This is a genomic window from Cellulomonas sp. P22, from assembly GCF_044392165.1.
In genome coordinates, this window is the sequence record NZ_JBISBW010000002.1 from 481,041 (window position 1) to 503,392 (window position 22,352).

The window sequence follows — 22,352 nt, forward strand, 5'->3', positions numbered from 1 at the left end:
ATGACCGGCACCGTCAGTCGCGGCGGTGGGCGCCGGGCGGTTCGGGGGCGTTGAGGTCGTAGTGGACGCCGATCATCCGGATGGCGAAGCAGACCGCCGCCGCGCCGAGCGCTGTGCCGACGCTGTAGACACCCCCGCGGAGGATGGCGACGGTGATCGCGGCGCCCACCATCGCCGGGATCGCGTAGAGCTCGCTGCGCAGCACCGTCGGGATGCGCAGGATGAGCAGGTCGCGGATCGTGCCACCGCCGCAGGCGGTGATGACACCCACGATGATCGCCTGCGACCACCCGAAGTCGAGCGCGACGCCCTTGGCCGCCGCCAGGACGGCGAACACGCTCAGGCCGACGGCGTCGAGCACCACGATCGGCTGGTCGAGCCGCCCGAGCCGCTCGAGACGGCCGCTCAGGGCGAACGCGAGCAGACCGCCTGCTGCGGCCGTCAGCAGGAAGCGCCCGTCGATGAACGTGGCCGGCGGGAGCGCGCCCAGGAGGATGTCGCGGATGACACCACCCCCGAGGCCGGTGATCATGCCCAGCGTGACGATGCCGACGATGTCGAGACGGGTCGCGCGGACCGCCGTCAGCGCGCCGTTCACCGCGAACACGAAGGTGCCCAGAAGGTCGAGCACCAGCAGCAGGGGTGGTTCAGGGATCATGGTCCTTTGATACGTCCAGTCGTCCGGTCCCGGCGAACCGCCTCGGGGGGCGCCGCGCCGGGATGAGCTACAGGTAGGTGGGGAGCGGGACGAACCCGCGCGCCCGGCCGTCCTCGTCCAAGAGCCGTCCCATGAGCTTCACGGTGCGGAAGACCAGCACGCGGTCCTCGATCACCACGTCGGGCAGGCTGCGCTCGATGGACAGCTCCAGCTCCTGGACATCGGTCAGGCTTCGCATCCACACCACGACCGCGAGGTCGCTGGTGCCGACGGTCTGCATGATGGCGCGGACCTCGCGGAGCTGGCTGAGCTGGCGTCCCACCTCGTCGCGCCGGGAGGGTGTCGACCGGATCAGGTACCAGGAGCACACCGGCCACCCGGACAGCGGGCGCGCGATCTCGGTGCGGAACCGCAGATGCCCCGAGGCGACCAGTGCCGCGACGGCCGCGCGGGCGGTGCGGGTGCTGACGCCGACGTTCGCGGCGACCGCGGCGGCGCTGGCCCGGCCGTCCTTCGCCAGCTCACGGGCGATCGCCCCGGCCAGCTCGCCGTGCGGCATCGGCCGGCGCGCCCGGTCGGTCCCGGGACCGTGCCGGTCATGGTCCTCCGCTCGCAGCCGCCAGCCGCTGGCATCCATCAGGGTGCGGGAAGCGGGGTGCGTGTGCACCTGCGTGACCCCGGGCATCGACTCGAGCGTGTCCACCAGGAACGAGGCCAGCGCGTCGCCGTCGCCGGCGATGACAGTCAGCATCAGGCTGCGCCCGCCGGACGTCATCTCCAGCGTGGCGATCTCGGGGCAGAGGGCGAGCTCGGCGGCTGTGGTGTGCAGCGTGCCGGTGCGCACCTGCAGCTCGACCAGCGCCATCCCCATCGCGAGCGATCCGCGCCCCGTGCTGAGGTCCGGGGCGACGGTCATCCAGGCCGCGCCGGATGACCGCAGGCGTTCCCAGCGCCGGGACAGGGTGACGGCGCTCGATCCGAGCATCGTCGCCAGCGAGGACCAGGAGGCACGCGGACGGGCCTGAAGTGCGTCGATCAGGCGCTGATCCAGGTCGTCGAAGACCACATCCTTCATCCAGCACCCCGCTCTGGTCGTCGTCCTTCATCCGCGTCCGGGCCCGTGGCCACGTCCCTACGTTGGTCGGTCGGGGGCCATCTGCTCCTGTCGGAGCGCGGGTCCGGTCACCCGGCATCACCCGCGGTTCGGCGCGTCCTGTCCAGAGAAGCGAAGTCGCCCATGATAGCGGTCACCGAGATGCTCTCCCCGCTCGCCGAGACCCGGCAGTGGCAGGAGGAGCTCTACGTCCACCTCCACCAGCACCCTGAGCTGAGCTTGCACGAGACCGCCACGGCGGCGGAGATCGAGCGCCGGCTGCAGTCCTTCGGCTACGACGTCCACGCGGTCGGCGGCGGCGTCGTCGGCATCCTGCGGAACGGCGACGGCCCGGTGGTGCTGGCTCGCGCCGACATCGACGCCCTTCCCGTCACCGAGCAGACCGGCCTGCCCTACGCCTCGACCGCGACCGCGGTCGACGACGCGGGCAACACCGTCGGCGTGATGCACGCCTGCGGGCACGACGTGCACATCACCAGCCTGCTCGGCGCCGCCGAGCTGATGGCCCGCACCCGCGAGCCGTGGAGCGGCACCTTCGTCGCGCTGTTCCAGCCCGCCGAGGAGATCGCGGTCGGCGCCGCGGCGATGGTGGAGGCGGGCCTGACCGACGTGGTCCCCCGCCCGGACGTCGCCCTCGCCCAGCACGTCCTCGGGTACGAGGCTGGCACCGTGGGCACCCGCATGGGGCCGATGCTCTCCGCCGCCGACAGCATCCGGATCACCCTGCACGGATCCGGCTCGCACGGCTCGATGCCGCACCTGGGCGTCGACCCGATCCTGCTCGCCGCCGCCGTGGTGCAACGCCTGCAGGGCATCGTGTCGCGGGAGCTGCCGCCCGGCGAGCGTGCGGTCGTCACCGTCGGCTCGCTGCAGGCGGGCACCAAGAGCAACATCATCCCCGACCGCGCCACGCTGCTGGTCAACACGCGTGTCTACTCCGACGAGGTCCGTGCCACCGTCCTCGGCGCGATCGAGCGCATCGTGCGAGCCGAGTGCGAGGCGTCCGGCTCGCCCCAGCCGCCGACGTTCGAGTACTACGACCGCTTCCCGCTGACGGACAACGACGCGGAGATCACGCGCACGGTGACCGAAGCCTTCCGGGCGCACTTCGGCGAGGACCGCGTCTTCGAGCTGGCGCCCGTCCCGGCCAGCGAGGACTTCAGCCGGATCCCCGCCGCCTTCGGCACGCCGTACACCTATTGGGGCCTGGGCGGCTTCCCCGCCGGCACCGTCGCCCCGCCCAACCACTCCCCCGGCTTCGCGCCGGTCCTGCAGCCCACCCTGACGACCGGCACCGAGGCGATCGTCGTGGCCGCGCTGGCCTACCTCACCAAGGACGCGTCATGACCTCTGTCACCTCCGTCGCCGCCGACAGCGCGGCCCCCACCACCTACAAGGGCAGCGCCAAGCTGCTCACCGGCATCGTCCTCGGTGTCCTCACGTTCTGGCTCTTCGCCGGCTCGCTGGGCACCGTCGCGCCGAACATCCTCAGTGACATCAACGGGAGCACGGAGTACATCTCCGCGAGCCAGATGAACATGGCGGTGTCCATCACCGCCCTGTTCTCCGGCCTGTTCATCGTGCTGATGGGCGGCGTCGCCGACAAGGTCGGGCGGCTGAAGATCGCGATCATCGGCAACATCCTCGGCATCGCGGGGTCGCTGCTGGTGGTGCTGTCCACCGGCGCGCTGACCCTGCCGCTGATGCTGACCGGCCGGGCCCTGCAGGGTCTGTCCGCGGCCTGCATCATGCCGTCCACGATGGCGCTGCTGCGCGCCTACTGGGACGGCAAGGACCGCCAGCGCGCGGTCTCGATGTGGTCGATCGGCTCGTGGGGCGGTTCGGGTCTCGCGTCCCTCGTCGGCGGGTTCCTGGCCTCCAACCTGAACTGGCGCTGGATCTTCATCGTCTCCATCGTCGTGTCCGTCGTCGCCGTGCTGCTGATGCTCGGCGCCCCGGAGAGCAAGGTCCGGACGACGGTGGCCCGCAAGAAGTTCGACCTCCCGGGCCTGGCCACCTTCATGGTGATGACCCTGGCGTTCATGGTCGTGATCATCTTCGGTCGGCAGATCGGCTGGGGCGAGCCGCTGATCCTGGTGCTGGTCGCGGTCGGTGTCGTCGCCGCCGTCGCGTTCACGATCGTCGAGAAGAAGAACACCGACAACCCGTTCATCGACTTCGCCCTGTTCAAGAACACGACGTTCGCCGGTGCGACCCTGTCCAACTTCCTGATCAACGCCACGATCGGGCTGCTGATGGTCTCGCAGCAGATGCTGCAGCTGTCGAACAAGGGCTACGACGCGTGGAAGGCGTCGCTGCTGACCATCGGGTACGCCGTGTTCATCATCGGCCTCATCCGGGTCGGCGAGACGCTGCTGCGCAAGTTCGGCCCGCGCAAGCCGATGATCTGGGGCACGCTCATCGTGGCGCTGTCTGCGATCTGCCTGATCCCGACGAACCTGATGGTCGGCGACTACCAGGTCCTGGCGTTCGTCGCCTACAGCCTGTTCGGCATCGGTCTGGCGTTCTACGCCACGCCGTCCACCGACGCGGCCCTCTCCAACCTGCCGGCCGACCAGACCGGTGCGGGCTCCGGCATCTACAAGATGGCCTCCTCGCTGGGGTCGGCCGTGGGCGCCGCGGTGTCGCTGACGATCTTCTCCTCGCTCTCCGGCACAGGCGCGGGCTGGATCGGCTCGGTGCTGACCACGCAGGGCACCCTGGACAACGAAGCTGTGCGCCAGGCCGGGGCGGTCGCGTTCCTGTTCAACCTGGTGATCACGCTGATCGCCCTGGCGTCGATCATGGTGACGGTCCCCAAGGGTCGGAAGTACAACAACGACTGACCGACCGACCGGCATGCGACAAGGGGCTGCCCGCTCGTCCGGCCGGACGAGCGGGCAGCCCCTTGTCAGCGGCGGTCGACCTGCACACCACCTCCCTCTCGGGACCGGTGTCAGTCGACCCAGACGACGATGCCCGTGACCCCACCGAGCACCGCCCCGACCCCCGCCCGCACGGCGGCAGCGCACCGCTGGGCGGTGAACGTCGCCGGGTCGTAGGCGGAGGCGGCGTCGGCGCCGGTGCCGCGGTACGACGCTCCGGTCCAGTCGACGGCTGTGACGTTCACGGTGGGCTCGGCGATCTCCGCGCCGACGACGAGGAACTGCTGGTCGAGGTGGCTCGCGCTGACCACGGCGAGGGGGTCCACCAGGTCGTTCCCCGCGCTGACGACGAGGTCGGCGCCCATGCCGACGGCCTCGACGATCGTCGGTACCAGGTCCGCGGGGGTCTGGGGCTCGAGCACACGCAGGTCGACGTCCTCGGCCTCGGCCCAGTCGCGCACGGCGGTCACGAGGGCCTGGGTCGGCTCGTCGTCGCCGCGGGTCAGCAGGACGACCCTGTAGCCCTCACGGGGCGTGATCCCGTCCCACGACCCGGCCTCGGGCGCGATCGTGGCCTCGGGCGTCGGGCTCTCGCCCGGTTCGAGGAACCCGGGGGCGAGCGCACCGACGGCGACGGGTCCGTCGTGCGGGCGGCTCCAGTCGCCCGCACCGCAGCCCGCGAGGAGCACGAGGGTCAGGGTCGCCGGGACGAGGGCGCGGGCTGGGTGGCGTAGCACGGCACTTTCCTACCCGACCCCACGGGCCCTGTCGGCCCGGGGAGCAGTCGTGCGCCGAGCATTCGGTCGGTGTTCGCCCGCGGTGCCCCGCCCGTTCACCACGTCGCGACACAGTGCCACGGCCGACCGCCGAGGAGACCGATGCTGCGCCCTGCCCGCCCTTCCGCTGCCCACTCGTCGCGGGCACGTCCCGCCGGACCGCGGGCCCGTTCGTTGATCACCCTGGCGCTGCTCGCCGGCGTGGGCATCGCGACCGCCGCACCCGCGTCCGCCCACGGGTTCACGTCCGTGGTGTTCGCGGACGTCACCGCGCCCGAGGCCGGGGTGGTGCGTACCGAGCTCGGCCTCGAGTACGACCTGCTCGTGGTCTCCGCCGCGGACATGGAGCACGACGACCCGCTGTTCCAGGACGGTACGGCGGCCCTCGAGAGCGGCGACCCGGACGAGCAGGCCGCCGCGATCGAGGCGCACGCCGACACCGTCCTGACGTACGTGGGCGAGCGGTTCACGGTCACGTCGGCGGATGAGGTGTGCCCGCCGGAGCAGGTCGGCGACGTACGCATCGAGCAGCGCGAGGGGGTGCCCTACGCCGTCGTGACGCTCGACCACGCGTGCACGGACCCCGACGGAGCGCACGAGGTGACCAGCTCGCTGTTCGCCGACGACGAGGGCTACGTCACGGGGACGACGACGATCGTGACGTACGACCTCGACGGTGCGTCGGGCAGCGCGGCGCTCGACGCCGGGCAGTCGTCGTTCTCGACCGAGCAGTCGGGGTGGGAGCGATTCGTGGACTTCTTCGTGCTCGGCGCCGAGCACCTGCTCTTCGGCCTGGACCACGTCCTGTTCCTGCTGGCGGTCATCGTCGGCTCCCGTCGGCTGCGCGAGATCGTGCTGACCGCCACCGCGTTCACGGTCGCGCACTCGATCACGTTCGTCCTCGCGGCCACGGGACTGGTGCACGTGTCCGGCGCGGTCGTGGAGCCGATCATCGCGCTGTCGATCGCGGTCGTCGCGGGATGGCACCTGTGGCGGCTGCGCGACCGCGGGGATCACGCCTCCGACCTGTCCGCCGGCGACGGGTGGTTCGGGCTGGACCGCTCGGGGTGGGTGCGCATCGGGGTCGTGCTCGCGTTCGGCCTGGTGCACGGGCTCGGCTTCGCCGGGGCGCTGGGCATCGACGAGCCGATGTCGTGGACGCTGCTGTGGTCGCTGCTGGTGTTCAACGTCGGGATCGAGGTCGTGCAGCTCGCGATCATCGCGGTGGTGTTCCCCGTGCTGGCCCTGCTGCGGCGCCGGGCACCGGCCGCCGCGACGTGGGCGACCGGGACGGTGGCGACGGGTGTCGCGGCGATGGGCCTGGTCTGGTTCGTGCAGCGGCTGTGGGGGGTCTGAGCTCCCGGCAGGAGTTCTGGTCGGTGCCACACGGCGGAATGTCCCTGTTCAGCCTCCATTCACCTCATGGGTGCAGGTTGAGCCTGCTTCCCGGTTGTACGCCCCCCTGTGGATCGAAGAGAACGGACGACGTATGTCTTCCAGCACGAGAGCTTCCCGCGAGCGCACCCGACGGTTGTCGGCCCAGCTCACGGCGCTCGCCGTCGGCACCGTCATGGCGGTCGGCGCCGTCGTGGCAGCCGCCCCGGCGACCGCCGCCGACAGCACCTCCACCGGCATCATCCTCGGCGTCGGCGCCGACGAGACCCAGCGGATGGTGACCTGGTACACCTCGACCGACACGGCGCAGGTCGTCCAGGTCGCGCCGACGTCCACCGTCACCGACGGCGCCTTCCCCGCCGACGCCACGACCTTCGCGGCGACCGGCTCCGCCAACATCGCCGGCAGCGGCGGGTTCAACCGCCACGCCACCCTCACCGGCCTGCAGGAGAACACCGCGTACTCCTACCGCGTCGGCTCCGAGGGCGCGTGGTCACCCGCCTACACCTTCGCGACCCAGTCGTTCGAGGGCGAGTACGACTTCCTGTTCTTCGGCGACCCGCAGATCGGCGCGTCCGGCAACGTCGCGAAGGACCAGGCGGGCTGGACCGACACCCTCGACGTCGCACTCGCAGCGAACCCGAAGGCGGAGATCCTCGTCTCGGGCGGCGACCAGGTCGAGGTCGCGAACACCGAGCTGCAGTGGGACGCGTTCCTCGCTCCCGACAAGCTCCGGCAGTACCCCTGGGCGGCGACCATCGGCAACCACGACGTCGGCGGCAAGGCCTACGAGCAGCACCTCGCGACGCCGAACACCGACAGATCCGGCGCGCTGTACGGCAACGGCAACCCGTCGTCGAACACCTCGGGCGGCGACTACTGGTACATCTACAAGGACGTGCTGTTCATCGACCTGAACAGCAACTCCTACGCCACCTCCCAGGGCGGCGGCGGCGACGAGGCACACCTCGCCTACGTCACCGACGTCATCAACCGCCACGGAGCGGACGCGAAGTACACGGTGCTCGTGTACCACCACGCGATCTACTCGGCCGCGTCGCACGCGAAGGACGCTGACGCCAAGGTGCGGCGCGTCGACTTCCCGACGACGTTCTCGAACCTCGGCGTCGACCTGGTGCTGCAGGGCCACGACCACGTGTACACCCGCAGCTACCTCATCAAGAACGGCGAGAAGGCTGACGCGTCCGAGCAGCCCGGCGCGGCAGACGTCTACGCCGGTCCCGGTGGCGTCCTGTACGTGACGGCCAACTCGGCGTCCGGCTCGAAGTACTACGACATCACCGCCCCCGACTCCAGCGGCACGTCCGGTGCCGGCAACGGGGCGGACCCGCTCAACCCCACGAACTACTGGTACAACTCGGTCCAGGACCAGGAGCACGTCCGCAGCTACGTCAAGATCCAGGTGCGCAACGACGAGCTGGTCGTGGCGAACATCCGCTCCGGCACGTGCGACGCCCCGAACGCCGGGGTCGAGCTCGGCAAGGTCTCCTGGTGCGGCCCGGACAGCGGAGCCACCGCGGCGCAGCCCGTCGGCTCTGTCGTCGACTCCGTCACGGTCCACCCGTACCACGGTGACGGTCAGGAGATCCAGGTCACCGTGCCCGAGGCCGCCCCCGGCGAGTTCGGCTGGACGATCGACGGCCACAACGGCCTGGTGGATCTCGGCACCGCGGTCGACACGACCGGTGGGTACTTCGAGGCGACGGGCCAGATCAACCCGATCACGGTGTCGGACACCCGCCGCTCGCAGTCGCCGTGGTCGATCTCGGCCTCGGTCAGCGACTTCCGCGACGGCGCCAAGACGTTCGACGGTTCGGCCCTCGGCTGGACCCCGGCGGTCGTCGAGGCGGGAGCCGGCGCCGTAGCCGGAGCACAGGTGGCCTCCGGCTACGACGGCGGCGACGGCCTGTCGGTCTCCCGCCCGCTCGGTGCAGGCGACCAGGGCCACGCGACCGGCACCGCCAAGCTCGGCGCCGATCTCGACCTGAAGATCCCCGGTGCCGTCGAGAAGGGCACGTACCGCGCGACGCTCACCCTCACGGCCCTGAGCAGCTGAACCCCGCCTGACCCTCCTGACCGGTGGGGCGGGCGTCGTACGACGCCCGCCCCACCGGTCGCTGCACCTCCTACTCCCCCGAGGACCGCATGACTGCCCGCCGTACCCCGTTCGCACCCGTCCGCACCGTTCTCACGACGCTGCTCGTCCTCTTGGCCGCCGCAGCCGCGGTCGTCGGCGCCGCGGGTCCCGCCGCCGCGGAGGACGTCACGTGGACGGTCCGCACGGCGTCCAACGGCTTCGGTTCCGACCGGACCGGCTTCACCTACGGCGTCGACCCCGGGGCGTCGGTCACCGACGCCCTCGTGGTGGCCAATCACGGCACCGCGCCGCTCGAGCTCGCGGTCTACGCCGCGGACGGCTACACCACGGCGAGCGGGCAGCTCGACCTGCTCACCCCCGACCTCGCGTCGACCGGTGTCGGTGCGTGGATCGCCACGGGCACCGATGCCGTGACCGTCGAGCCCGGCGCGACCGTCGAGCTGCCGTTCACGCTGACGGTGCCGGATGACGCGATCCCCGGCGACTACGCGGGCGGCGTCCTGACCTCGCTGGTCCAGGCCGACGAGCCCCAGGGCATCACCGTCGACCGGCGCCTGGGCATCCGGGTGGACGTGCGCGTCGGCGGTGAGCTCGCACCGTCCCTGGCCGTGGAGGACGTGCGCGTCGCCTACTCAGGAACGGTCAACCCTGCTGGGGCGGGCGACGCCTCGGTCACGTACACGCTGCACAACACCGGCAACTCGCTGGTGTCCGCGCTCACGCAGGTCACGGTCTCGGGGCCGTTCGGGCTGCTGCAGGTGGATGCGGGCGACATCGAGGCGCCGCCGCAGCTCCTGCCGGGCGAGAGGTGGACGGTGACGGTCCCCGTCGCCGGGGTGTGGCCCGCAGTCCGGCTCGGGGCAGATGTGGCTGCGACCCCCACGGTGACCGACGCCTCGGGCTCGACCTCGGCGCTCGCCCCCGTGGTCGGCACCGCGAGCACGTGGGCGGTGCCGTGGACGCTGCTCGTCGTCGTGCTGCTCGTCGTGGCAGCGGCCGTGCTGGTACCCCGGCTCGTCCGGAGCCGCCGTCGGGCACGGGCGGCGGCCGACGAGCAGCGCGTGCAGGAGCGGGTCGACGCGGCGCTGCGGGAGCGCGAGGCGTCCGGCTCCCCCGCGCCGGCGGCGCACGATGCCCTGGCGTTCGCGCAGCAGGGCCACGAGGACGGGATCGGTCGTCCGGCCGATTCCTGAGCAGCCGTGACGGCGCTCGGCGATCGTGCCGCCACGCAGCACGGCGACCTCGGCCCCCCCGGATGCGAGGCCGACCGCGTTCGGGCACGGTGGACAGCTGCGGGGCGCGGCACCGACACGGTGAGCACCCGGGTCGCGTGCGAGACCACAGAGACGTGGCGGGAGTTGACCATGAGCGGGGTGGCAGCAGAGAACACCGTGCGGGTGCCGGTGAACGCCCAGCGCTGGTCGGCGATCAGCTTCCTGCACTGGCCCGTGGACCCGGAGGTCGTCCAGTCCCTGCTTCCCTCCGGTCTGCACGTGCAGACCCACTCAGGATCAGCGTGGATCGGCCTGACCCCGTTCCTCATGCGAGATGTGCGCGTCCCGCCGTTCCCCCCTCTGCCGGGCTGGTCCACCTTCCCGGAGGTCAACCTGCGCACCTACGTGCGGCACGACGACGGCACCGACGGCCTGTGGTTCCTCATGCTGTGGTCGACCCGCAGAGCCGTGAACGTGGCGATGCGGGTCGTCGGCCTCCCCTACCAGCGCATGCGCGCACGCGTGCTGCCCGGTGAGCCGGGCACTCTCGCCTACGAGGCCCGACCCGCGCCGCAGGCCGTGCCGCTGCGGCTGTCCGCGACGGTCCGCGCCGGCGACCGGATCGCTGCCCCGTCCGACCTGGAGGTGTGGCTCACGGGTCGGTGGAACGCCTACGTCGAACGCGCGGGCCGCGTGTGGCGGGTCCCGGTCACCCACGAGCCGTGGCCCTTGCGTCGGGCGAGCGTCACCTCGCTGGACACCGATGTCTTTGCCGTCATGGGGCTGCCCGTCCCGGCCGTGGAGCCGCTGGTGCACGTCTCGCCCGGGGTCAGCACGCGGATCGGCATCCCCCGCCCAGCTCCCCGACGCTGAACGGCCGAAGGAGCCCCCGTGACCGCGTTCTCCGCTGCGCGCACTGGTGCGGTCTACCTGATGCCGCTGCGCTGGGACCAGCCTGATCGCGGGGAGCTCACGCGGTACCTGAGGCGCCTGACCTCCTGGATCGACGTGGTGGTCGTCGATGGCTCCCCCGAGCAGGTCTTCGCTCGGCACCATGCCGCCTGGGAGGGGCTGGTCACGCACATCGCCCCCCGCGCCCCGCGCACTGACGAGAACGGCAAGGCGGTCGCCGTCATGGAGGGCCTGCGAGCCACGCGCGCGCCGCTGGTCGTCATCGCCGACGACGACGTGCGCTACGACGTGGCCGGTCTCGAGCGCATGCTGCGCCTGCTCGACGACGCCGATGTCGTCCGTCCTCAGAACTACTTCCGGCCCCTGCCCTGGCATGCCCGCTGGGACACCGGCCGCGCGCTGATCAACCGCGCGGCCGGTGGTGACTACCCCGGGACGCTGGGCCTGCGACGCGACGCCCTGCCGTGCGGCTACGACACCCACGTCCTCTTCGAGAACCTCGAGCTCGTGCGCACGGTCCGCGCGGGCGGCGGACGCGAGAGGCGAGCCCACGACCTCTTCGTGGCGCGCGGGGCGCCCACCGCGACGCGCTTCTTCTCCCAGCGTGTGCGCCAGGCCTACGACAGCCAGGCACAACCGGCGCGGCTCGCCGTCGAGCTCGCACTGCTCCCCCTGCTCCTGTGGGCGTCTCGGCGTCCGTGGCGGGTCGCCGCGCTGGCCGGCACGGCCGTCGTGACCGCCGGGTGCGGACGGGCGCGGGCCGGCGGTCGGCGGACCTTCCCCGTGTCGTGCCTCGCCTTCGCTCCGGCGTGGGTCCTGGAACGGGCGCTGTGCTCGTGGCTGGCGCTCGGCCACCGGCTTGCCGGCGGGATCACGTACTCCGGCTCGCGGCTGCGCACCGCGGCTCATTCCGAGAGGTGGATCCGCACCCACCTGCTCTCGCGGCCGGCACCGCCGGTGGCGCCTCGCCCTGCCGACGTCCCTCGCCGCTAGGCGGACGACCCCGCGCTCGCATCGTGCGTCGAGGCGGGCAGAGCCGGGTCCAGCACGACCTTGACGCAGCCGTCCTCCTTCTTCTGGAAGAGGTCGTAGGCGCGCGGCGCGTCCTCGAGCGGGAGCCGGTGCGTGCGGAGATCGAGCACCCCGAGCGGGTCGGCGGGGTCCGAGACCAGCGGCAGGACGTCGTCGATCCAGTGCCGGACGTTCGCCTGGCCCATCCGCAGCGTGAGCTGCTTGTCGAAGAGCTCCATCATCGGCAGCGGGTCCTTCGCGCCGCCGTAGACGCCGGCGATCGAGACGGTTCCCCCGCGACGCACCAGGGCGATCGCGGACAGCAGCGCCGCCAGACGGTCGACCCCGGCCTTCTCCATGGCGGCGGCCGCGACGGCATCGGGGAGGATCCCCGCCGCGCGCTGCGCGAAGGCGGCACCCGGCGACCCGTGCGCCTCCATCCCGACGGCGTCGATGACGCTGTCGGCGCCGCGCCCGTCGGTGAGCTCCCTGACCGCGCCGGTGACGTCGCCGAGCCCGGTCAGGTCGAGGACCTCGATGCCGTGGCGCCGGGCCATCTCGAGCCGCGCGGGCACCAGGTCGAGGCCGATGACCTTCCCCGCCCCCCGGTGGCGCGCGACCCGGGCCGCCATCTGGCCGATCGGACCGAGGCCCACGACGGCGACAGTCCCCCCGGCGGGCACGTTCGCGTACTCCACGGCCTGCCACGCGGTCGGCAGGACGTCCGAGAGATAGAGGTACTGCTCGTCGGGGCCGTCGCCGGGCACCACGACCGGACCGTAGTGGGCCTGCGGCACGCGGAGGTACTCCGCCTGACCCCCGGGCACCTGCCCGTACAGCTTGGTGTAGCCGAAGAGGGCCGCCCCCTTGTCCTGGGAGCGCACCTGGGTCGTCTCGCACTGGGACTGCAGACCTCGCGTGCACATCCAGCACGAGCCGCACGCGATGCCGAACGGGACCACGACCCGGTCGCCGACCTTCAGCCTCGAGGCGCCCGAGCCGACCTCCTCCACGATGCCCATGGCCTCGTGCCCGAGCACGTCACCGGCGTCGAGATACATCCCCAGCACTTCGTACAGGTGCAGGTCCGATCCGCAGATCGCCGTGGACGTGACCCGGATGATCGCATCGGTCGGCTCGTCGATCCGGGGGTCGGGGACGTCCTCGACGGCCACGTTCTCCCGGCCCTGCCAGGTCAGTGCTCGCATGTCGCAGCCCTTCGTTGTGGCGTGCTCGACCCCGCTGTTGCGGGACCAGGTCAGCGTGCGCCGCCTCCTCGACGGTCGTCGTGCTCCGCTCCCCCCGCATCCCGGCGGATCTCGCGTCCACGCTCGATGTCCTTCTGGTACTTCTGCTCGCGCTTCTCGCTCGCGCGGGTGTCCCGCGGAGGGAGCTGCAACGTCTCCTCGGCCGCGATGCCGCCCTGCAGCTCGCGTCCCCTCTCCAGCTCGGCGTCGAGCTCCGCCCCGAAGAGGAGGGCCAGGTTGGTGATCCACAACCAGAGCAGGAAGACGATGACGCCGCCCAGCGCCCCGTAGGTCGCGTCGTAGGAGCCGAAGCTGGCCACGTAGAACCCGAACCCGACCGAGGCGATCGCCCACACGAGGATCGCGACCACGGCGCCCACGCTGATCCAGCGGAACTTCGGCTGCCGCACGTTGGGGGTGGCGTAGTACAGGAGCGCGATGATCACGACGACCAGCAACAGCGCCACGGGCCACTTGGCGATGTTCCAGACGGTGAGCGCCGTGGGGCCGATCCCCACCGCATCACCGACCGCACGCGCCACGGGACCGGTGAGCACGAGGGCGGCGGCCACGAGCGCCGCCAGCACGACGACGACAGCTGTCACCACCAGCATCACCGGGCGCAGCTTCCAGATCGGCCTGCCCTCGTCCACCTCGTAGATGCGGTTCATCGCGCGTCCGAAGGCGCCGACGTATCCGGACGCCGACCACAGGGCCAGCACCACGCCGATGATCAGCGCGATCCCGGCCGACTCCCCCTTGCCGGCAACCTGCTCGACGATCGGTTCGAGCGTGCTCATCGCGTCCGCGGGCACGACCGAGGAGGCGGTCTTCAGCACCTCGTCGACGATCTTCTGGCTGTCGCCGAGCAGCCCCAGGAGGGAGACGAGGGCCAGGAGCGCGGGTGCCGATGCGAGGACCGCGTAGTACGTGAGGGCCGCGGCCGCGTCCTGGCACTGGTCCCGGGAGAACTGCCTGAGGGTGGTGCGGGCCACGTGCATCCAGGACCGCTTGTGCAGGTCCGGCGGCGAGGCGGGCTTGCGCGGGTCGTCAGGAGCCGGGGTCTCCCCGGCCTCGCTCCCGGCATCAGACACCCCGTGGGACCTGCGATCGTCGGGATCGTCCGGACGCCGACGCTTCTCCACCATCACTGCTCCTCCGGATGCGATACGTGCACGGCTGACAGGCACGCACGTCGCGTTGCGTTGCGTTGCGTCGTCCGCTCTGCGGACGTGCGGGAACGGGGCGCGAGGGCATCCCTCGGGGTTCGGCGCCGCTCGTCCGGCCTTCCCTTCCTGACCTGCTACGACACTAGGCGCATCCCCAGTTCTCGCCACTCCAGCGCCGCCCCCGCGACCCGTCGGGGGACGGTCATGCTGCGTAGGGCGTCGTGGCCGATGTGCTGCATCACCCTGACCAGGTCGAAGGCCTGTCCCGTGCGCCGCGCACCGGCCGGAACATCGCCTCGTCGTCGCCGACGACCTAGACGGTGAGGAGGACCTTGGTGGCTCGGCGCTCGTCCATCGCCCGGTACCCCTCGGCGGCGTACTCGAGCGGGAGGGTGAGGTCGAAGACCCTCCCGGGGTCGATCGCGCGGTTCCAGATCAGCTCGATGAGCTCGGGCAGAAAGCGCCGCACCGGAGCGGGGCCGCCGTGCAGGTGGACGCTGGTGAAGAAGAGCTCGAGGCCGTCGAGCTCGACGCCGTGGGAGACGCCGACGTAGCCGACGTACCCGCCGCGCCGCGTGGAGTGGATGGCCTGCCACATCGACTCCTGGGTGCCGACGGCCTCCACCACGCCGTGCGCGCCATACCCGTTCGTCAGCTCCTTGACCTTCGCCGCGCCCTCGTCGCCGCGCTCCTCGAGGATGTCGGTGGCGCCGAACTCCGTGGCCAGGGCCTGCCGCTCGGGGTGGCGACTGAACACGATGATCCGTTCCGCACCGAGCTGCTTCGCCGCCAGGATCGCTGACAGACCCACGGCGCCGTCGCCGACGACGGCGATCGTCTTGCCGGGCCCGGCCTCGGCGGACACTGCGCCGTACCAGCCGGTTCCGAGGACGTCGGAGGCGGCCAGCAACGAGGAGACCAGGTCCGCCGGGGGTTCGCCCGGCGTGGTCACCAGGGTGCCGTCGGCCAGCGGGATGCGTGCCCGCTCGGCCTGGGTGCCGATCGAACCCATCATCACGCTGTGGATGCAGCGGGACTGGTAGCCGGCCTGGCAGATCTCGCAGGTGTTGTCGGAGGCGACGAACGACCCGACGACGAAGTCGCCGACCCGGACGTTCATCACTGCGTCGCCGGTCTGCTCGACGACCCCGATGTACTCGTGCCCCATGGCCTGCGGTTCGGCGTAGAGCGGCTCCAACCCACGGTAGGGCCACAGGTCCGACCCGCAGATGCACGTGGCCGTCACACGGATGATCGCATCGGTGGCCTCGCGGATCTGCGGGTCCGCGCGCGTCTCGTTGCGGACGTCGCGAGGGCCGTACATGAGTACTCCACGCATCGTTCGTCCTCTCCGGGACTCGTGACCACGCGTGCGGAACCGGAAGACCCATCATGCGCTCAGATGTCGAGGCTCACACGTTGGGCGCGACGGCGTCGGTGACCTGGTCGGTCGTGTCGACCTCGTGATCGGGGGCGCCGCGGTCGCTCAGGCGATGCTGCGGCGCATCACGATCCTGGGCATCTGGCTCGCGAGCGCATCGGTGGTGCCCATGACCTCGAACCCTGCCTTCTCGAACATCGACCGGGTGCCGACGAACGCCATCGTCGTGTCCATCCGGCCCTGCGGCTCGACCGGGTACGCCTCCACCGCGGGCGCGCCCCGCGACCGCGCGTACTCGACCGCACCCTCGATCAGCGGCGCCGTGACGCCCTGCCTGCGGTGCCCGCCGCGCACGACGACGCAGACGATGCTCCACACCGAGACGTCGTCGACCGGTCGGATGACGCGTGAGTGGACCAGCCGCGGGTTGTCGCTGCGCGGCCCGATGCTGCACCAGCCGACGGGCGTCCCGTCGAGGTAGGCGACCACGCCGGGTGGGTTCTCGCGTTCGCAGAGCCGGCGCATGGCCTGCTCGCGGCTGCCCGCACCCAGCTCCTCGATCTCCTGCGCGCGCAACCTGTGCGACAGGCACCAGCACGCGTCCGACCGGCGGTTCGGGTTCACGACGTCAGCGAAGTCCTCGAACCGGTCGGGCGTCACGGGTCGCACGTCCCACGCCATGGCTCGATCACAGCACCACGCTCCGACACGCGCCCCCGGTGACCCCGGTCGGGGGCCGGACTCAACATCCTGGGACCCTCACGACTTGGAGGGGTATGACGACATCGCAGGTCGCGCCGCCTGGTGGGGAGCCGCCGCAGGACTTCGCCACGTGGTACCGCTCCGAGCTGCCGCGGGTGTGCCGGGCACTGGCGCTGGCCACGGGCGACGTCGGTCTGGGCGAGGAGGCCGCGGCGGAGGCCTTCGCGCGCGCTCTGGCCTCGTGGGACCGGGTGGGGCGGATGGCCTCGCCGGGCGCGTGGGTCTACACCGTCGCGCTCAACGAGGCCCGTCGCACGTGGCGCCGTTCCCGGCTCGAACGCCGGTACCTGGAACGCCAGCGGCTCGAGGACGTCCCTGCGCCGTCGGCACCGGACGACACGCTCTGGCGTGCCGTCGCGGCGCTCCCGCCCCGGGCGCGGACCGCCGTGGCGCTGCGCTACGTCGCCGACCTGCCCGAGGCCGAGATCGCCGACGTCATGAACGTCCACCGCGGCACGGTCGCCGCGACCCTGTCCACCGCCCGCCGGCAGCTCGCCGCCACGCTCGGCCCCGCCCTGAATGGAGAGCCCCGATGACCCACGACCTCCTGACCCACCTCGCCGACGTCGAGATCCCGACCGCGGAGCCTGATCTGGCCCGCGTCACCCACCGTGCGCACAGCCTGCGCCGCGCCCGGCGGGCGAGGCTCGCGGGTGGGACCGGCCTGGTGGTCGCGGTGCTCGCCGTGGGTGGGGTGACGCTCCCGCAGGGGGGCCAGGGGCCCACGGGGAACGACGCCCCCCTCGCCCTCGCCCTCGGTGCGGCACCGGCTCAGGCCGCCGATGCGGGCGTCGCCTGCAACACCGGCACGGCCGAATGGGTCGACCGTGCCGACTGGTCCTCGGAGCCGGACGTGGTCGCTGCCGCGAGCCTGGTCGGCGACGTCGCACTGCCCCTGACGGGCATCGGCGTGCACCACGACGAGGCGGCGTGCTGGCCCACGGTCCCGGTGGCCGTGCTGTTCAGCGAGGCGCCCGTGAGCGGCGTCACGATCTGGGCCGACGTCGCCGACCCGTTCCCGGAGGGGACCGACGGCGTGCGTGACGTCACGGTGCGCGGCACGGACGCGCGGCTGCGCGTCTTCGACAACGGCTCGATGGCAGTCGCGTGGACGGCGCCCGACGGCACGACCTGGCTGGCCTCGGGCAGCGGGATGGACGAGGCCACCCTGCTCGCGACGATCGACGGGCTGCGCTTCGACGGCTCACGCGTCCTGGACGTCGAGAGCGTCCCCGCAGGGCTCGAGCCCGCGACGATCGACCCACAGCCGGTGAGCCGGACGACCACCAGATGGTGGGCAGCGTACGGCGATCCCGACGCCCAGATCGAGGACGCCGGTGTCATCGAACCCGTACCGGGCGCGGGGATGCTCCTCGAGGCGATCTCCGGGTGGACGGCGCCCGTCGAGGTCGCCGCCTCGTCGTGGGCGCAGGGCGTGCGTTTCGTGGACGTCGACGGCGCGCGGGGCACGTTCAGCCCGTGGGGTGGCGACGCCACGAGCGACGCCGGCGGATGGCTCACATGGCACCGTGACGGCACCAGCTACACGCTGAGCGGCGCGTTCCCCCTCGCCGTGCTCACCGCTGCCGCGACCACCGTCGAGAAGGTCGACCTCATGGACCCGCAGGTCACCGGGGCACCCGAGTACCCAGCGGCCGGCTGACCGACGTCCGCAGGGGCCCGCCGCGACGCGCCGGGCTCCCGGGACCTTCACGGCGCTCACCGGACCGTCACGACGCGGCCCACTCCTGCACACGAACCGCTCGCGCCCGTCACCAAAGGCGCCGGACGCGGGGCACGCCCCCTGCCTAACGTCAGTCGTATGAGCGAGCTGAACGCCCCCACGCCGGGCCCGGTGCCGGTCCACCGAGGCGCAGGGGCCGTCGGCCCCGCCCTGCCCCGCGCTGCCGCGGCACCGTTGCGGGAGTTCTGGGAGGCGCACCCCAGGGTGGCCGACCCTCGGACGCTGCTGGTCTGCGCAGCCGTCGGCGTGGCAGGTGCTGTGCTCCTCGTGGGGCACAGCCCCGGGCTCGGCGCCGCCGTCACGGGTCTGGCGGTGTGGGCCGCCGCGCTCCCCGCGCTCGTGAGACGGCGGGCCGTGGGTGCCCTGGTCACCGCAGGCCTGTCGGTCGCGCTGCTCGCGGTGGTCGCGGTGCGCGACGCCGGCTGGGTGGTCGGCGTCTGCGTCGCGACGGCCGCGTGGGCCGGTGCGGTCGCCGTGACGTCGGGCCGCTCGGCCACGGCGGTCGTGCTGAGCCCCGTGAGCTGGGCCGCGGGTCTGGTCCGTGCGCTGCCGTGGCTGGTGCGTGGCGGCCGTGACCTCATGGGGGGCCGCCGAGGACAGCTCGTGGTGGCGCTGCGCAGCATCGGGGTCACGGTCCTGCTGCTCATGGTCTTCGGCGCGCTGTTCGCGAGCGCCGACACGGTCTTCTCGAGCTACCTGCCCCACATCGAGCTGGGCTCGCTGCCCGCGCGGCTCGCCGTCGGCGCCCTGGTGGCGGTGGGCGCGGCGGCGCTGGCTCACCTCGCGCTCGCTCCCCCGGCCTGGTCGGACGTCGCGCTTCCCGAGGCGCGACCCGCGCGACGCGGCGAGTGGCTGCTGCCGGTGCTCGCGCTCGACGCCATGGTGCTGGCCTTCGTGCTGGTGCAGGTCGGTGCGCTGCTCGGTGGGCACCGGCACGTGCTCGAGACGGCGGGGCTGACGTACGCCGAGTACGCCCGCGAGGGGTTCGCGCAGCTCATGGCGACGACGGCCCTCACCCTCGCGGTCGTCGCGGTCGGCGCCCGGTACGCGCCCCGGGCAACGGCCCGCGACCGGGTCGTCTCCCGAGTCGGGCTCGGCGTGCTGTGCGTGGGGACGCTCGGCGTGGTCGCGTCGGCGCTGCGCCGGATGGACCTGTACGTCGACGTGTTCGGGCTGACCCGGCTGCGCGTCTTCGTCGTGGTCGTCGAGCTCGTGATGGCGGCCGTGCTGGTGCTCGTGCTGGTCGCGGGTGTGCGGTGGCGGGCCGGCTGGCTGCCACGCACGGTCGTGCAGGTCGTAGCGGTGGCGATGCTGGGCCTGGCGGTGGCCAACCCCGACGCGATGATCGCCCGGCACAACACCGCCGCGGGGCCCGACGCCCCGCTCATGGACCTCACCTACCTGCAGGGCCTCTCGGCCGACGCGGTGCCCGTGCTCGACCAGCTGTCCGAGCCGTGGCGCTCGTGCGTCCTGGGAGGTGCGCACGTCGACGCACCGCAGGGTCCGGCCGACTGGAACCTCGGCCGCGAGCGCGCGGCGACGGTGCTGGCGTCCGGGGCGAGCACGTCCGGCGTCCCGCTGTGCTCCCCGTGACGTGGCCCGTGTGCCCCGTGCCGTGCTCCGTCCCGTGCTCCACGGGACGCGGGCTCACGCCGGCGCGGGTGCCGACCGCGCGCGACGTCGGCGCACGAGCCAGGCGATCACCGCGGCGATGATCCCGACCGCGGCGCCGATCAGCGCCGCGACGGCCACCTGGTGGATGACCTGCGCGTAGACCGCCGCGGCCGCCCCCGAGTCGACCGACGCGTCGGGCATCTGTCCCAGGTACACCTGGCGTCCGACGACCAGGCCCGCCGCGAGCAGCAGCAGCGCCACGGCGAGCCACACCCCGCCCACGAAGACCACCCGCCACCGGTCGGCCGCCAGGACGAGCGCACCCACCACGAGCGCGAGCACGAGCCACGGCAGCCAGGTCCCGAGCACGTCGAGCCACCGGTAGGCGCCCTGCAGCGGGGTGAGGTCCTGCGAGTCGACGACAGCGAACGTGAGGTCCCGCGTGGGGATCTGCTCGACGATCGTGAAGCCGCGCGCGACGAGCTCCTGGCGCACGGCCTCGGTCGCCGAGTTGAGCTGCACCACCAGGTGTCCCTGCTCGTCGATCTGGAACCGGGCGTCGGGGTCGCCGCGCAGCGTCGCCACCAGCTGCTCGTGCACCCGCTGGTTCGCCTCGACCCACAGGTCGGCGAACCGATCCGACGTCACGACGTCCGAGACCGTGCGACGCACGAAGCCGTCGGCCGCGTCGACCAGGGGGCCCTCGAGCGAGCCGAGGGTGGCCGCGACCCGCGGCGGCAGGTCGCCCGCCGCGAGCGCCGACGTCGCATCGCCGATGCGCTGCTCGAGGTCTGCGGCGTCGAGGATCGCCGCGGTCAGGGCGTCGGTCACCGCGGCCTGCACGTGCGGGTCCGAGGCGAGCGGGCCGATCGTCGCGAGGTAGCGGTCGGTGTCGACGACGAGCCCGCGCGTCCACGTGACGACGAGGGCCACCGGGGCCAGGAGCACGCCGACGAGGACCAGGACGAGGGCGGCTCGCGTCCGCCGCTTCTGCGCGGTGCTCACGCGCCCATGCTCCCGCGTGGGGCCCGCGTCCGCCGGATGAAACCCACGGGCGACCGGGCCGTCGAGCCCTTCGGAGCGCCCGAGCCCGGCATCGGCGAGGATGTCGAGGTGACCGCGTGCGCGCGGCAGGACCTGCGAAGGACATCGGATGAGGGCATCGACGGCTCCGCGCGCGGCGCGGCGTCCTCCGGAGTGGCTGCCCCGCGCGCTGCTCATGGCGGTGCTGGCCGCGTTCGCCGGTGTGCTGGTCTGGCGCGCGGCCGCCCAGCTCGGCACCGTCATCACGATCGTCGTGGTCGCGTGGTTCCTCTCTCTCGCGATGGAGCCGGTCGTGGCGTGGCTCGCGCGGCGGCACGTGCGGCGGGGGCTCGCGACCGGGCTGGTCATGATCGGCGGCCTGCTCGCGACGCTCGCGCTCCTCGCGGTCTTCGGCCAGCTCTTCGTGGTCCAGCTGATCGAGCTGCTCGACGACGTGCCGACGGTCTACTCGCAGCTGAGCGACCTGGTCGACCGTACGGTCGGCTACACGCTGCCGACCAGCGACACCGTGCTCGAGCGCCTCGTCGACAGCTGGGGCAGCGACGTGGCCCAGGGCGTCATCGGTGTGGGCGGCACGCTCCTCGGTGTGCTGTTCAGCGCCTCGGCCGTGCTGCTCGTGGCGTACTACATGGTGGCGCAGGGCCCGGCCTTCCGAGCGTCGATCTGCCGGCTGCTCGCCCCGCACCGCCAGCGCGAGGTGCTGCGGATCTGGGAGGTCTCCCAGGAGCAGGTGTCGAACTTCCTCGTCTCACGCATCCTGCTCGCGCTCATCGCCACGGCCGTGACGTTCGCCTACCTGACGATCGTGCACGTGCCCTACGCGCTGCCCCTCGCCGCGTTCACCGGCCTGGTCTCGCAGTTCGTGCCCACGGTCGGCACGTACATCGGCGGGGCGCTGCCGGTCGCCGTCGCGCTCTCGGTCAGCCCCCTCACGGGGGTGGGCGTGCTGATCTTCATCGTCGCGTACCAGCAGCTCGAGAACCTGTTCCTCGCGCCGCGGATCTCCGCGCACACGATGGCGCTCAACCCCGCCGTCGCGTTCCTCTCCGTGATCGCGTTCGGCGCCGTCTTCGGGGCCGTCGGGGCCTTCCTGTCGCTGCCGGTCGCCGCGACCATCAAGGCAGTCTCGGCGACGTACCTGCACCGGCACGAGCTGGTGGACTCGGCCCTCCTCGAAGACGAGCGCCGCCGCCGCGAGCCGCCCGACGAGGACGCGCCCGACCAGACCTGACGCCCCACGGCGCCCCGGCTCGCGCGTGCCGTTGCCGCGCCCGCCAGATCCGGTACGTTCCGTCACGTCACAGCAC

At 72.4% G+C, this 22,352-nt stretch carries 19 protein-coding genes; 11 read left to right on the top strand and 8 right to left on the bottom strand.

The window, feature by feature from the left end; translation table 11 throughout:
- Nucleotides 1–13 precede the first annotated feature (13 nt).
- Both ACGIF2_RS02940 and ACGIF2_RS02945 read right to left on the bottom strand, forming a co-directional pair.
- Nucleotides 14–658 (bottom strand): trimeric intracellular cation channel family protein, encoded by a 645-nt coding sequence (locus ACGIF2_RS02940; RefSeq protein ID WP_396043276.1) that lies wholly within the window; start codon nucleotides 656–658, stop codon nucleotides 14–16.
- 67 nt (nucleotides 659–725) lie between these two features.
- The gene (locus ACGIF2_RS02945) at nucleotides 726–1,733 is read right to left on the bottom strand and encodes an Lrp/AsnC ligand binding domain-containing protein (RefSeq protein WP_396043278.1); all 1,008 of its coding nucleotides are present in this window, start codon (nucleotides 1,731–1,733) and stop codon (nucleotides 726–728) included.
- A 162-nt stretch (nucleotides 1,734–1,895) separates the two neighbouring features.
- Here ACGIF2_RS02945 and ACGIF2_RS02950 point away from each other — a divergent pair, with 162 nt between their 5' ends.
- Complete coding sequence (locus tag ACGIF2_RS02950; protein ID WP_396043280.1) at nucleotides 1,896–3,119, top strand: amidohydrolase; 1,224 nt, start codon at nucleotides 1,896–1,898, stop codon at nucleotides 3,117–3,119.
- Entirely contained in the window at nucleotides 3,116–4,618 is a 1,503-nt protein-coding gene (locus ACGIF2_RS02955; protein ID WP_396043282.1) for an MFS transporter, read from the top strand. Before ACGIF2_RS02950 ends, ACGIF2_RS02955 begins: the two co-directional genes overlap by 4 nt.
- Before the next feature lie 110 nt (nucleotides 4,619–4,728).
- Here ACGIF2_RS02955 and ACGIF2_RS02960 read toward each other — a convergent pair whose 3' ends face one another.
- On the bottom strand, nucleotides 4,729–5,394 hold the full coding sequence (locus tag ACGIF2_RS02960; protein WP_396043284.1) for a hypothetical protein: 666 nt from the start codon (nucleotides 5,392–5,394) through the stop codon (nucleotides 4,729–4,731).
- A 141-nt stretch (nucleotides 5,395–5,535) separates the two neighbouring features.
- Here ACGIF2_RS02960 and ACGIF2_RS02965 point away from each other — a divergent pair, with 141 nt between their 5' ends.
- From ACGIF2_RS02965 to ACGIF2_RS02985, 5 genes are all read left to right on the top strand, one after another.
- The gene (locus ACGIF2_RS02965; RefSeq protein ID WP_396043286.1) at nucleotides 5,536–6,789 is read left to right on the top strand and encodes a HupE/UreJ family protein; all 1,254 of its coding nucleotides are present in this window, start codon (nucleotides 5,536–5,538) and stop codon (nucleotides 6,787–6,789) included.
- A gap of 133 nt (nucleotides 6,790–6,922) precedes the next feature.
- On the top strand, nucleotides 6,923–8,905 hold the full coding sequence (locus ACGIF2_RS02970; RefSeq protein WP_396043288.1) for a fibronectin type III domain-containing protein: 1,983 nt from the start codon (nucleotides 6,923–6,925) through the stop codon (nucleotides 8,903–8,905).
- A gap of 89 nt (nucleotides 8,906–8,994) precedes the next feature.
- Complete coding sequence (locus tag ACGIF2_RS02975; protein WP_396043290.1) at nucleotides 8,995–10,140, top strand: WxL protein peptidoglycan domain-containing protein; 1,146 nt, start codon at nucleotides 8,995–8,997, stop codon at nucleotides 10,138–10,140.
- A gap of 171 nt (nucleotides 10,141–10,311) precedes the next feature.
- The gene (locus ACGIF2_RS02980; protein ID WP_396043292.1) at nucleotides 10,312–11,034 is read left to right on the top strand and encodes a YqjF family protein; all 723 of its coding nucleotides are present in this window, start codon (nucleotides 10,312–10,314) and stop codon (nucleotides 11,032–11,034) included.
- A gap of 18 nt (nucleotides 11,035–11,052) precedes the next feature.
- A complete protein-coding gene (locus tag ACGIF2_RS02985) occupies nucleotides 11,053–12,066 on the top strand; it encodes a glycosyltransferase (protein WP_396043294.1) in 1,014 nt (337 codons plus the stop codon).
- On the opposite strand, the gene ACGIF2_RS02990 is transcribed toward ACGIF2_RS02985, so the two are convergent.
- From ACGIF2_RS02990 to ACGIF2_RS03005, 4 genes are all read right to left on the bottom strand, one after another.
- The gene (locus ACGIF2_RS02990) at nucleotides 12,063–13,292 is read right to left on the bottom strand and encodes a zinc-dependent alcohol dehydrogenase (protein ID WP_396043296.1); all 1,230 of its coding nucleotides are present in this window, start codon (nucleotides 13,290–13,292) and stop codon (nucleotides 12,063–12,065) included. The genes ACGIF2_RS02985 and ACGIF2_RS02990 overlap by 4 nt on opposite strands.
- A 50-nt stretch (nucleotides 13,293–13,342) precedes the next feature.
- Nucleotides 13,343–14,425 carry a YihY/virulence factor BrkB family protein gene (locus tag ACGIF2_RS02995; protein WP_396043298.1) on the bottom strand — a complete coding sequence of 361 codons (1,083 nt, stop codon included), beginning with the start codon at nucleotides 14,423–14,425 and terminating at the stop codon, nucleotides 13,343–13,345.
- 388 nt (nucleotides 14,426–14,813) lie between these two features.
- Nucleotides 14,814–15,839 carry a zinc-dependent alcohol dehydrogenase family protein gene (locus ACGIF2_RS03000; protein ID WP_396043300.1) on the bottom strand — a complete coding sequence of 342 codons (1,026 nt, stop codon included), beginning with the start codon at nucleotides 15,837–15,839 and terminating at the stop codon, nucleotides 14,814–14,816.
- Nucleotides 15,840–15,986: 147 nt separating this feature from the next.
- Nucleotides 15,987–16,562 (bottom strand): GNAT family N-acetyltransferase, encoded by a 576-nt coding sequence (locus ACGIF2_RS03005; RefSeq protein ID WP_396043302.1) that lies wholly within the window; start codon nucleotides 16,560–16,562, stop codon nucleotides 15,987–15,989.
- Nucleotides 16,563–16,657: 95 nt separating this feature from the next.
- On the opposite strand from ACGIF2_RS03005, the gene ACGIF2_RS03010 reads away from it, so the two are divergent.
- The 3 genes from ACGIF2_RS03010 to ACGIF2_RS03020 all read left to right on the top strand — a co-directional run bounded on the left by ACGIF2_RS03010 (nucleotide 16,658) and on the right by ACGIF2_RS03020 (nucleotide 19,980).
- Nucleotides 16,658–17,179 carry a sigma-70 family RNA polymerase sigma factor gene (locus ACGIF2_RS03010; protein WP_396043304.1) on the top strand — a complete coding sequence of 174 codons (522 nt, stop codon included), beginning with the start codon at nucleotides 16,658–16,660 and terminating at the stop codon, nucleotides 17,177–17,179.
- Nucleotides 17,176–18,306, top strand: coding sequence for a hypothetical protein (locus ACGIF2_RS03015; RefSeq protein WP_396043306.1), 1,131 nt, complete (start codon nucleotides 17,176–17,178; stop codon nucleotides 18,304–18,306). The genes ACGIF2_RS03010 and ACGIF2_RS03015 overlap by 4 nt, the downstream gene beginning before the upstream one ends.
- Nucleotides 18,307–18,465: 159 nt before the next feature.
- Entirely contained in the window at nucleotides 18,466–19,980 is a 1,515-nt protein-coding gene (locus ACGIF2_RS03020; RefSeq protein WP_396043308.1) for a DUF4153 domain-containing protein, read from the top strand.
- 54 nt (nucleotides 19,981–20,034) lie between these two features.
- Here the strand turns inward: ACGIF2_RS03020 and ACGIF2_RS03025 are convergent, their stop codons facing one another.
- Nucleotides 20,035–21,006 (bottom strand): hypothetical protein, encoded by a 972-nt coding sequence (locus ACGIF2_RS03025; RefSeq protein ID WP_396043310.1) that lies wholly within the window; start codon nucleotides 21,004–21,006, stop codon nucleotides 20,035–20,037.
- A 148-nt stretch (nucleotides 21,007–21,154) separates the two neighbouring features.
- On the opposite strand from ACGIF2_RS03025, the gene ACGIF2_RS03030 reads away from it, so the two are divergent.
- Entirely contained in the window at nucleotides 21,155–22,276 is a 1,122-nt protein-coding gene (locus ACGIF2_RS03030; protein WP_396043312.1) for an AI-2E family transporter, read from the top strand.
- The last annotated feature ends 76 nt before the right edge of the window (nucleotides 22,277–22,352 follow it).